General features: G+C 29.1%; 12 protein-coding genes, 2 tRNA genes and 1 other RNA gene. 10 read left to right on the top strand and 5 right to left on the bottom strand.

Features of this window, described 5'->3' with window-relative positions; translation table 11 throughout:
- Window positions 1–490: 490 nt before the first annotated feature.
- Window positions 491–1,879 (bottom strand): pyruvate carboxylase subunit B, encoded by a 1,389-nt coding sequence (locus BN346_RS20155; RefSeq protein ID WP_040330916.1) that lies wholly within the window; start codon window positions 1,877–1,879, stop codon window positions 491–493.
- A gap of 284 nt (window positions 1,880–2,163) precedes the next feature.
- Here BN346_RS20155 and BN346_RS20150 point away from each other — a divergent pair.
- The 3 genes from BN346_RS20150 to lgt all read left to right on the top strand — a co-directional run bounded on the left by BN346_RS20150 (window position 2,164) and on the right by lgt (window position 3,633).
- Window positions 2,164–2,240, top strand: a tRNA-Arg gene (locus tag BN346_RS20150).
- 57 nt (window positions 2,241–2,297) lie between these two features.
- On the top strand, window positions 2,298–2,762 hold the full coding sequence (locus BN346_RS20145) for a nucleoside deaminase (RefSeq protein WP_040330915.1): 465 nt from the start codon (window positions 2,298–2,300) through the stop codon (window positions 2,760–2,762).
- Window positions 2,763–2,850: 88 nt separating this feature from the next.
- Complete coding sequence (gene lgt / locus BN346_RS20140; protein WP_040330914.1) at window positions 2,851–3,633, top strand: prolipoprotein diacylglyceryl transferase; 783 nt, start codon at window positions 2,851–2,853, stop codon at window positions 3,631–3,633.
- A gap of 45 nt (window positions 3,634–3,678) precedes the next feature.
- Here the strand turns inward: lgt and BN346_RS20135 are convergent, their stop codons facing one another.
- On the bottom strand, window positions 3,679–4,362 hold the full coding sequence (locus tag BN346_RS20135; protein WP_040330912.1) for a TIGR00266 family protein: 684 nt from the start codon (window positions 4,360–4,362) through the stop codon (window positions 3,679–3,681).
- Window positions 4,363–4,550: 188 nt separating this feature from the next.
- Between BN346_RS20135 and BN346_RS20130 the strand changes: the two genes are divergently transcribed.
- The 7 genes from BN346_RS20130 to BN346_RS20105 all read left to right on the top strand — a co-directional run bounded on the left by BN346_RS20130 (window position 4,551) and on the right by BN346_RS20105 (window position 8,446).
- Window positions 4,551–4,640 (top strand) — tRNA-Ser (locus tag BN346_RS20130).
- A gap of 2 nt (window positions 4,641–4,642) precedes the next feature.
- Window positions 4,643–4,907: signal recognition particle sRNA large type (ffs, locus tag BN346_RS21080), an RNA gene on the top strand.
- Between the two features lie 114 nt (window positions 4,908–5,021).
- Complete coding sequence (gene dnaX / locus BN346_RS20125) at window positions 5,022–6,656, top strand: DNA polymerase III subunit gamma/tau (RefSeq protein ID WP_040330911.1); 1,635 nt, start codon at window positions 5,022–5,024, stop codon at window positions 6,654–6,656.
- A gap of 104 nt (window positions 6,657–6,760) precedes the next feature.
- Complete coding sequence (locus tag BN346_RS20120) at window positions 6,761–7,099, top strand: YbaB/EbfC family nucleoid-associated protein (RefSeq protein WP_040330910.1); 339 nt, start codon at window positions 6,761–6,763, stop codon at window positions 7,097–7,099.
- A gap of 43 nt (window positions 7,100–7,142) precedes the next feature.
- Complete coding sequence (gene recR / locus BN346_RS20115; RefSeq protein WP_040330909.1) at window positions 7,143–7,739, top strand: recombination mediator RecR; 597 nt, start codon at window positions 7,143–7,145, stop codon at window positions 7,737–7,739.
- 79 nt (window positions 7,740–7,818) lie between these two features.
- Complete coding sequence (locus BN346_RS20110) at window positions 7,819–8,130, top strand: DUF2508 family protein (RefSeq protein WP_158644522.1); 312 nt, start codon at window positions 7,819–7,821, stop codon at window positions 8,128–8,130.
- 61 nt (window positions 8,131–8,191) lie between these two features.
- Window positions 8,192–8,446, top strand: a complete 255-nt coding sequence (locus BN346_RS20105) for a pro-sigmaK processing inhibitor BofA family protein (protein WP_040330906.1) — start codon at window positions 8,192–8,194, stop codon at window positions 8,444–8,446.
- A gap of 42 nt (window positions 8,447–8,488) precedes the next feature.
- Here the strand turns inward: BN346_RS20105 and BN346_RS20100 are convergent, their stop codons facing one another.
- The 3 genes from BN346_RS20100 to pcp all read right to left on the bottom strand — a co-directional run bounded on the left by BN346_RS20100 (window position 8,489) and on the right by pcp (window position 10,320).
- The gene (locus tag BN346_RS20100) at window positions 8,489–9,160 is read right to left on the bottom strand and encodes a Crp/Fnr family transcriptional regulator (RefSeq protein WP_040330905.1); all 672 of its coding nucleotides are present in this window, start codon (window positions 9,158–9,160) and stop codon (window positions 8,489–8,491) included.
- 84 nt (window positions 9,161–9,244) lie between these two features.
- A complete protein-coding gene (locus BN346_RS20095) occupies window positions 9,245–9,679 on the bottom strand; it encodes a gamma-glutamylcyclotransferase family protein (RefSeq protein ID WP_040330903.1) in 435 nt (144 codons plus the stop codon).
- Window positions 9,679–10,320, bottom strand: a complete 642-nt coding sequence (pcp, locus tag BN346_RS20090; RefSeq protein ID WP_040330902.1) for a pyroglutamyl-peptidase I — start codon at window positions 10,318–10,320, stop codon at window positions 9,679–9,681. The genes BN346_RS20095 and pcp overlap by 1 nt, the downstream gene beginning before the upstream one ends.
- Window positions 10,321–10,348: the final 28 nt, after the last annotated feature.

Below are 10,348 nucleotides of genomic sequence, written 5' to 3'. Positions count from 1 at the left end.
TTTAATTTTCAAAGACCAATGTGTCATCATCACCTGACGACTTTTTCTATTTTACTAGATTTAAACTTTTTTGTCAACACTTTTTTAAAATGTTTTTAAAGTTTATATCTACATCGCTTGGCTTTAATTACTTGTTTGCCTCAGCGACAAGATTTATTATATATCTAATTAAATCCTTTTTTCCCTACATTTCTTTTATTTATATAATTTATTCTTATCATTCATCATTTTTCTCTCTTTTACTCATTATTCCTTTTATTGATACACGTGGCATAGTTACACTTTAAATCGTTACAATCTATTATTTTATATGATTTTTAATTAAATCAATAGTTTCATGTAATTTAATTTTATCTACATATATATGTCTTATATTTTATTGATTTAATACTTAAATAAATAAAGTCTTTTTCTTTCTATTGTTATGAGAAAAGAGGAGACTTAATTATAAATAATCAAATCTCCTCTTTATTAATAATATATTAAATACTTATATTACTTCACTATTAGTTTCTTTTCTTAATTGCTCTTCTGATGGCTTCTCAGCTCTTTTTTTAAAGAACTCTTCTGCAATTTGTGGGAATGCAAGGTATGATAATACATCCTCTTCTGTTGAAACCTTATCTTTAAGCATTTCTTTTGTCTTTTCAAATGCTGGTTCTAATGTGTCTGCATATCTACCAACTATAGGTGAATCATTTCCTAATGCTTTTTTCATAACTTCTTCATTTATTTTTCCTGGTGCTTTACCATATTCACCTTTACAGTATGCTTTAACTTCTTTTAATACCATTTTATATCTCTCTCCAGTTAAAACATTAACTGTTGCTTGTGTTCCTACCATTTGGCTCATTGGAGTAACGAGTGGTGGATATCCTAAATCTTCTCTAACTCTTGGAACCTCTGCTAAAACAGCTTCTAATTTCTCTATAGAGTTTTGAGCTTTAAGTTGAGATATCATATTAGATAACATTCCACCTGGTATTTGATTTGTTAATCCTTGTGGTTGAGGAGTTAACACTTTAGGATCTAATAATCCTGATTCTAATACTTCTTGTCTTATTGGTTTAAAGAAATTATTTATTTCTGTTAATTTTTCTATACTTAATCCAGTATCAAATCCAGCTGACTTTAATGCTTGGTGCATAGTTTCAGTTGGTGGTTGTGCTGTACCACTTGAGAATGAAGATATAGCAGTATCTATTCCATCAACTCCAGCTTGTGCTGCGCTATAATATGCCATTTCTGCTATTCCATTTGTGCAGTGAGAATGTAAGAATACAGGTATTTTAACCTCTTCCTTTATTCCTTTTACTAAATCATAAGCTATATCTGGCATTATAAGTCCAGCCATATCCTTTATACAAATTGAATTTGCACCCATGTTTTCTAATTGTTTGGCAAGGTTTGCATAATTCTTAACATCATGTATTGGACTTACTGTATATACTATTGTACCTTGTGCATGTGCACCTTGTTTTATTGTTTCATCCATAGCCACAGCTATGTTATCATAATCATTTAATGCGTCAAATATTCTTATTATATCCATTCCATGATATACTGACTTCTTAATAAATTCTCTTACAACGTCATCTGGATAGTGTTTATATCCAAGTATGTTTTGTCCTCTTAATAACATTTGAAGAGGAGTCTTCTTTACTATACTTTTTATCTTTTTTAATCTTTCCCATGGATCCTCATTTAAATATCTTAAACAAGAGTCAAAAGTTGCGCCTCCCCAACACTCTAGTGAATAATATCCTGCATCATCTAAATCTTTAAGTATTGGTGCAAATTTATCATATGGAAGTCTTGTAGCTATCAATGATTGATTTGCATCTCTTAGAACCGTCTCAGTTATATGGATTTTTTTCATTAATAATCACCTCTATGTTTAATGTCGTCCATTTTGTATTTTAGCATAAACCTCAGTAAAAATCTGCAATAAATCATTTATTTTTCTGAAAAATTGTTTTTTATATTGCATTATTAGTGATTTTTTATTAATTGCTAGACTAACTATATTTTTAGCTAATATATTTTTTAAATACTATTATATTTTTTTATTATATATTTAATATTTTCTTTAATAACTATATTATTCATAAATGTTGACATTCTTATGTCATAATATTTATAATATACTTATACATTTAATTTGCGCTCGTAGCTCAGTTGGATAGAGCAACCCCCTCCTAAGGGGTAGGCCGGAGGTTCGACTCCTCTCGCGCGCACCAAGCCTAACAGTTTTGCTGTTAGGCTTTTTATATACTAATTTATAAAAAGGAGTATTTATGAATTCATTATATATAAATGAAGCTATAAACGAAGCTAAAAAGGCATATAAGATAGGCGAAGTTCCTGTTGGTGCTATAATTGTAAAAAATGATACTATCATTGCAAAAGCACACAATCTAAAAGAATCATTATTAGATCCAACATGTCATGCTGAAATTTTAGCTATAAAAGAGGCATGTAAAGCTATTAATAATTGGAGATTATCTGATTGCACTATGTATGTAACACTTGAACCATGTCCTATGTGTGCTAGTGCAATAGCACAAAGTAGAATATCAAATTTATATATAGGAACATTTGATGATAAGAATGGTGCATGTGGTTCAGTAATTAATATAGTACAAAATGAATCCTTAAATCATTGGATAAATACAATATGGTTATATAATCTAGAATGTAGTGATTTAATGACAAATTTTTTTAGGGAACAACGAATAAAATCCAAATCTAACAATAATTAATTACTTTTAAAGTATATATTTACTATAATTTTTATATTTATGGTGATAAAATGTATATATTATTTAATTTATAGGAGGTGTTTTATATATGGATAAAGTTGCATTTTCACTTTTTGGAATTGACATTGCTTGGTATGGTATATGCATATCATTAGGTGTTTTAACTGCATGTCTATTGGCTCAATATACATCTAAGCTTAGAGATATAGATTATGATGACCTTATAACTATTTTTCTTATAACATTTCCATTTTCAATAATAGGAGCTAGAGCTTATTATGTAATATTTGAATTTAACAATTATAAAGATAACTTAATAGATATATTTAATATTAGGCAAGGAGGACTAGCTATACATGGTGGATTAATTGCAGCAATACTTGTTGGCTACATCTGTGCAAAGAAAAAGAAAATAAACTTTTTAGCAGGTATGGACACTGTTGTCCCTTGTGTAATTTTAGCTCAAGCTATGGGTAGATGGGGAAATTTCTTTAATCAAGAAGCTCATGGTGGTCCTGTTTCATTTGAATTTATAAGTAAATTTCCTAAGTTTATTCAAAATGGAATGTTGATAGATGGTACATATTATCATCCTACATTTTTATATGAAAGCATTTGGAATCTATTTGTTTGTTTTATTCTAATATACTTACTTAATAAAGTTAGGAAAAACGGTGTTGTATTCTTTTCATATATAGGTCTATATTCACTAGGTCGTTTTTTTATAGAAGGACTAAGAACAGATAGCCTTATGATTGGACCTTTAAGAGTTGCACAACTTATAAGCCTAATTGGAATTGCAATTTGTATAATAGGACTTATATTCTGTTATAAACAAAAGAATAACCGACGAAAAAATAAATATTCATAAATCTAAAATGAAGATAAAATTTTATTTTATCTTCATTTTTTATACTTAACCCTGTCTTGATGGCATGTAATATGATAGCCTTGCTGCTAAGTTACTCATAGGCATAGTTTGTAAGTATACCCTTCCTGGTCCTGTAAGTGTTGTTAAAAACAATCCTTCGCCCCCAAACAATACATTTTTAACACCTTTAACCATTTCTATGTCAAATAAAACAGTAGAATCAAATGCTGCTACATGACCTGTATCAACTTTCAATTTTTCACCTGGTGCCAAATCAACTTCTTCCACATGACCATCAAATTCTAAAAATACAAGTCCTGGACCTGTAATTCGTTGTAAAATAAATCCCTCTCCACCAAAAAATCCAGCAGATAATCTCTTTTTAAGATGAATCCTAAAATCAACTGATGATTCTGATGCTAAAAATGCTCCTTTTTGACAAATTAATACTTGGCCTTCATATAAGTTCTTAGCTATTATTTTTCCTGGTACTGCACAAGGAAATGCAATTTCCCCTTCTCCTCTACTACAATTAAATATATTTAAAAATATACTATCACCCGATAAAGCTCTTCCTATACCACCAAACAATCCACCTTTCAAATTTGTGTCCATATCTATATTGTCACTCATCCAGCCCATTGCACCTGATTCACTTATTATTCTTTCCCCGCTTTGAAGTTTACAAATAGCTACTGGCATACTTCCGCCTTTTATTTCATATTGCATAACATCCACCTCCAAATATATAATAAATATATACTAAATATATGTATTAAATTCATTATATATAAATATACTAATTCATGAGAAGCATATTTATAATAAATTTTGGAAATTTTAATATTTACTTAAAATGCTTGAAAATATAATTTTATAATAGTATAATGATAACTACATAATATAAAATTAAATATGGAGAGATGTCCGAGCGGCTGAAGGAGCACGCCTGGAACGCGTGTGTAGGGGAAACTCTACCGAGGGTTCAAATCCCTCTCTCTCCGCCATGTCGTACTAGACGGGGAGTTAGCGGTGCCCTATACCTGCAACCCGCTACAGCAGGGTTGAATTCCTCGCCTCGATTTTAGTTTGTGTGGTCTGGTCTATGTAAGTGGCGTTGATAGCTGGGTCCCACGCAATAAGGACTCATGAACCTCGTCAGGTCTGGAAGGAAGCAGCGATAAGTGAGATCCCTTATGTGCCGTGGATAAACCTGGTTTGAGTTAACTGCATAGATAACGCGCATAAACTAACTATCAAAGCGAGGTGTACGACTATATATTAGTAAATCAAAGATGCATCTTGCATCTTTTTTTTATTATATGTAAAATTTATAATAGAATAATTTAATTAATAAGTTTATATAAATAAAATATTGAGGTGAGATTATGAGTTATACTGCACTATATAGAGAGTTTAGGCCTAAAAACTTTGAAGATGTTATAGGTCAGACACATATAACTACAACACTTAAAAATGCTATAAAAAATGATAGAATTGCTCATGCATATTTATTATGTGGTACAAGAGGTACAGGAAAGACTTCTACTGCTAAGATATTAGCTAAAGCTGTTAACTGTCTTAATTCTAAAGATGGTGAACCATGCAATGAATGTGAAATGTGCAAAAATATAAATTCTGGAACTGCTATAGATGTAGTAGAGTTAGATGCAGCTTCTCATAATAAAGTTGATAATATAAGAGATATAATAGAAGATGTACAATATCCTCCTCAAGAAGCAAGATATAAAGTCTATATCATCGATGAGGTTCATATGTTATCTCAAGGAGCCGTAAATGCATTTCTAAAAACTTTAGAAGAACCTCCTAGTTATGTTATTTTTATATTAGCTACAACAGACCCACAAAAATTACCTATAACTATTTTATCTCGTTGTCAAAAATTTGATTTTAAAAGAATAAACAACGAAGATATATTTTTAAGGCTTAGAAAAATAGTTGATATTATGGGTGTATATTCTGATGATAAAAGTCTTAAACTAATTTCTAGAATATGTGATGGAGCAATGAGAGATGCACTAAGTATATTAGATCAAGCCATTTCAATGGGTTCTAATAAAGTTAATTATGATGATATAGTTAAAATGCTTGGCTTAATGACTAATGATGATTTAGTTCATCTTACTGATAATATAATAGATAAGAATATAGAAAATTCTATATTAACAATGGATAAATGCATTTCCTCTGGAAAAGATGTAAATTTACTTATAAAAGATTTTACTAAACATATGAGAGACCTTATGATGGTAAAAGTTACTGAAAGTCCTGAAGAAGTTTTAGAAATGTCCATAGAAAACATAGCTATTTTAAAAGCACAAAGTGAAAAACTTAGAGTTGAAGAAATTATGCGCTATATAAAAATTCTTCAAGAAGCTGATGAAAACTCTAAGTATGCAAAACAAAGTAAAATATATTTAGAACTTGCATTAATTAAAATGTGTAAAATTGAATATGACACTTCTTCTGAAGTTTTATTATCAAGAATAAATCGACTTGAACATGTTATTAAAAGTGGAGTTTCCGTTAACATTAATGAAAAAATACAAGCAGCACAAAATTTATCTGAAACTAAAAAAGTCCTAATTGAAGAATCACAAACTAAAACTGAAATTCCAAAAACTGTATCAAATGAAGGTTTAGAATCATATAATGATAAATCATCACTTACTAAGGATATTGTTAGTAGATCATTTAAAGATGTGCAACAATTATTAAAAGCAAGAAAAAATATAGTTTTAGCTGTTGCGCTAATGGTTGGAAAAATTAATTCTGTTAAGGGAAATATTATTGATATTTTATTTGATGAAGAATATGATTTTCATAAAAAAAGGCTAGAAAAAGACGAAAATCGAAAAATAGTTAATGATGTATTTTCTGAAATTTTAAAAGAAAAAGTAATCGTATCCTATTCTCTTGATAAGGTTAAAGAAGATATTTCTAAGGAAAGTATACTAACTGAGACATTTGGTGAAGACTTGGTAGAAATAATTGATGAATAATATAATAAAATATAATAAAATTAGTTACATTAATATCAAATATTCTATATACTACTAATATATTGATATTATAAAATATATAAATAATTTAAGGAGGCATTATTATGGCAAAAGGTGGATTCCCAGGAATGGGTGGAAATATGAATGGTCTTTTAAAACAAGCACAAAAATTTCAAAAACAAATGGAGACAGCTCAAAAAGATTTAGAAACTAAAACTTTTGATGGATCAGCTGGTGGTGGTGCTGTTACTGCTACTGTAAATGGTAAAAGAGAATTATTAAAAATTTCAATAAAACCAGAGGTTGTAGATCCTGATGATGTTGAAATGTTAGAAGATTTAGTAATGTTAGCTTGTAATGAAGCATTAAAAACAGCTGAAACTGAAACAGCTAGTATGATGGGTAAATTAACTGGCGGATTAAATATGCCTGGTTTATTCTAAACAACTGTGTAGTAAATAATATATACATTTAGAGGTGAATATTTTGGATTTTTATCCTATCGCAATAGAGAAACTTATAGAAGAATTCGCCAAGCTCCCAGGTATAGGCAATAAAACTGCCCAACGACTTACACTTCATGTTTTAAATTTACCACGTGAAGAAGTGGAAGAGTTTGCAAATGCACTTATAAAAGCAAGAGGTACTATAAAATACTGCCCTATATGTGGGAACTTTACTGACACTTCACCATGTTCTATATGTTCTAACCCTAATCGTGATAAAACTACAATTTGTGTAGTTGAACAACCAAAGGACATAATGACTATGGAAAAAGTTCAAGAATTTAATGGTGTCTATCATGTTCTTCACGGAACAATATCACCAATGAATGGTCGTGGGCCTGAAGACATAAAGCTTAAAGAATTAATAAGTAGAATAAATGGAGAGCCCAAAGAAATAATTGTAGCTACAAACCCTAATATTGAAGGTGAAGCTACTGCAATGTATATTTCTAAAATTTTAAAACCTTTTGGTGTTAAAGTTACTAGAATTGCTCATGGTGTTCCTGTTGGTGGGGACCTTGAATATGCTGATGAAGTAACTTTGGCTAAAGCACTTGAAGGAAGAAAAGAGATTTAATTTAAATATATAGGTTTAACTTGCAATGTTAAACCTATATATTTTTTTATTTAAAGTATACTTAATCCATTTTTTGTTAATGATTATAACAAAGAGTGGAGGTGCTTATATGAATAAAAAATATTTAACAAACATAATGTTAAATCATAAAAAATATAGCGATGAAGAACGAGAAATTCTTTTGCAATTACAATCAGCTCTACTAGAATGGAATATAGCAAAAGAATCTTTTCAATTTGTAAGTGATCCAAAACTTATAGATTTGATTATTTGCAAAGAGGATGAAGCTAAGTCCAAATACTTATATTTTCTATCCTTAGCTAAATCACATAATATAACCGTTGATCCTTCAATGATGTTAGAACAATTAAATGCTGCTGGAAAGTGGTAATTACAACTTTCTTTTCATATAATATACTTATAATATTATGTGATGTAAGGAGATGTTAAAAATGAATGCTGCAATTATTTTTATATTCGCAGTACTTGGTTTAATAGTTTTAGGAAAACTACTTGCATGGCCATTAAAAATTTTAATAAAGCTAGTAATTAATGCTTTAGCTGGTGGTATCCTACTTCTATTAGTTAACTTTGTTGGTGGCCCATTTGGAATATCTATAGCAATAAATGCAGTTACAGCTTTAATTGCAGGTCTATTAGGTCTTCCTGGTGTTGTTTTTTTGATAATATTTTATGTACTTATATAAAAATAACTCCTATATGTTTAGTTTCATATAGGAGTTATTTATTTATATACCAGCTAATGCTTTTAGTTTTTCTATGTCATTTATATGTATTTTCTTATTTTTAACATCTATAATTCCATCATCTTTAAGTTCCTGCAATGTTCTAGTTATAGTAACTCTAGAACATCCCATTAAATTAGCAAGTTCTTGATGAGTAAAAGTCAAATCTATTACTTTTATCCCTTTTTCCTCTGTATATATTTGAGCGCAAAGTCTATACAGTGTTGATGCTAATCTTACTTTTGGACCTTCTGCTAAAAAATCATTTATTTGTGATAATGCAATTTGATATTTTCTTACTATGCTATGTATAAAAAAAGCATGATACTCAGGATTATGTTCTAGCAATGAATCTATATCATCATAGTTAACATAACTTATAGTCGAATCTTCCATTGATACAACCTTTGCTTCTATATGATTGCCTACAAAATATGAAACTTCACCATTTATTTCCCCTTCTCTTAAATAAAATAGTACTTTTTCAATTCCAGATGAAGTAAATGTACATACTTTAATTTTCCCTGATATCACTATCATTATTTCATTGATATCACTCTTTTTAACAACTTCATTTTTTGTATAATCAATACATCTTCCCATCTTAGATACTGAATTCAAAAAAAAGTTTCTCATATTATTCTGTCTATTTTCATCAAATAATTTCTCATACATTAAACATTCACTACCTTTTTTTTAAGATAAAAGAGTGAGATTAATCTCACTCTTTTATCTTATTATACCATTTAATTTAAAACTTTATTTATTTAATTTAAATGTCTTCCAACATCCATGATCTAAATATAAACTATGCTTATCAAATTTTTCTTTATCATTTAAAGCATATTCATACATATAACATTTTTCAATAATATTATCATCAGTATTATAGACTTCAACAATTATTCTATTATATTCATTATTTTCATTGTTAGGTCCATAATAACCTTCCATTTTATCTACAGCATTCATTACTTCTTCATAATTACTTACTTCTATAATTTCGCCATAGATATCATCATTACCACTTATTACAGCTGGGTATCCTTTATGGGGCATATCATATAGTTTTCCTTTTATCTTTCCATGTTTGCAACTTAAAACCTTGCCCTTTAAATATTTATCATAATTAAAAAATCCTGTCCTTAAACTTCCATAAACAAATACTTTTAATTTTTCACTAGGTAATATCATTAGCAAATAGTTCCTCCTATTAATTTGACATCTTCATTATTTTCAACAGCAGCTTTTATACAAAGTTCTAATCCTTTTGCTATATCATTTAATGACATTGATGGCATATTAGGTTTAGCTATCACTTGGCTCGGTATGTATGGAACATGTATAAAACCACCTTTTATATTAGGATACTTTGTATTCACTAAATATAATATCCCATACATAACATGATTACACACGAAAGTTCCCCCAGTATTGGAAACTGCTCCTGGAATACCATTATCAGTCATTTCCTTTACCATTGCCTTTATAGGTAAATTTGAGAAATATGCATTTTCTCCATCATTTTGGATTTTTATATCTATTGGTTGATTTTCTTCATTATCTTTTATTCTTGCATCATCTACATTTATAGCTACTCTTTCTGGTGTAATTCCAAATCTTCCGCCAGCTTGTCCTATTGATATAACTATATCTGGATTATGCTTTTCTATTGCTTCTTCTATACAAGCTACAGACTTTCTAAAAACTGTAGGTATTTCTAATTTAATAACTTCTGCTCCTGATATAGTTTCAGGTAATAGCTTAACAGCCTCTAGTGCTGGATTTATACTTTCTCCTCCAAATGGATCAAATCCTGTAATTAAAACCTTCATAAATTAACATCCTCTCTTTTGTATATAT

Source organism: Clostridium ihumii AP5 (assembly GCF_000612845.1).
Classification (GTDB): Bacteria; Bacillota; Clostridia; order Clostridiales; family Clostridiaceae; genus Clostridium_J; species Clostridium_J ihumii.
The sequence above is the reverse complement of the archived record's forward strand: the minus strand, read 5'-3'. Positions and strand labels throughout refer to the sequence as shown.

Bases quoted from the DNA above. Each gene is read 5' to 3' on its own strand.
- BN346_RS20155 (WP_040330916.1), bottom strand. From the start codon at position 1,879: ATGAAAAAAATCCATATAACTGAGACGGTTCTAAGAGATGCAAATCAA.
- BN346_RS20145 (WP_040330915.1), top strand. From the start codon at position 2,298: ATGAATTCATTATATATAAATGAAGCTATAAACGAAGCTAAAAAGGCA.
- lgt (WP_040330914.1), top strand. From the start codon at position 2,851: ATGGATAAAGTTGCATTTTCACTTTTTGGAATTGACATTGCTTGGTAT.
- BN346_RS20135 (WP_040330912.1), bottom strand. From the start codon at position 4,362: ATGCAATATGAAATAAAAGGCGGAAGTATGCCAGTAGCTATTTGTAAA.
- dnaX (WP_040330911.1), top strand. From the start codon at position 5,022: ATGAGTTATACTGCACTATATAGAGAGTTTAGGCCTAAAAACTTTGAA.
- BN346_RS20120 (WP_040330910.1), top strand. From the start codon at position 6,761: ATGGCAAAAGGTGGATTCCCAGGAATGGGTGGAAATATGAATGGTCTT.
- BN346_RS20110 (WP_158644522.1), top strand. From the start codon at position 7,819: ATGATTATAACAAAGAGTGGAGGTGCTTATATGAATAAAAAATATTTA.
- BN346_RS20105 (WP_040330906.1), top strand. From the start codon at position 8,192: ATGAATGCTGCAATTATTTTTATATTCGCAGTACTTGGTTTAATAGTT.
- BN346_RS20100 (WP_040330905.1), bottom strand. From the start codon at position 9,160: ATGTATGAGAAATTATTTGATGAAAATAGACAGAATAATATGAGAAAC.
- BN346_RS20095 (WP_040330903.1), bottom strand. From the start codon at position 9,679: ATGATATTACCTAGTGAAAAATTAAAAGTATTTGTTTATGGAAGTTTA.
- pcp (WP_040330902.1), bottom strand. From the start codon at position 10,320: ATGAAGGTTTTAATTACAGGATTTGATCCATTTGGAGGAGAAAGTATA.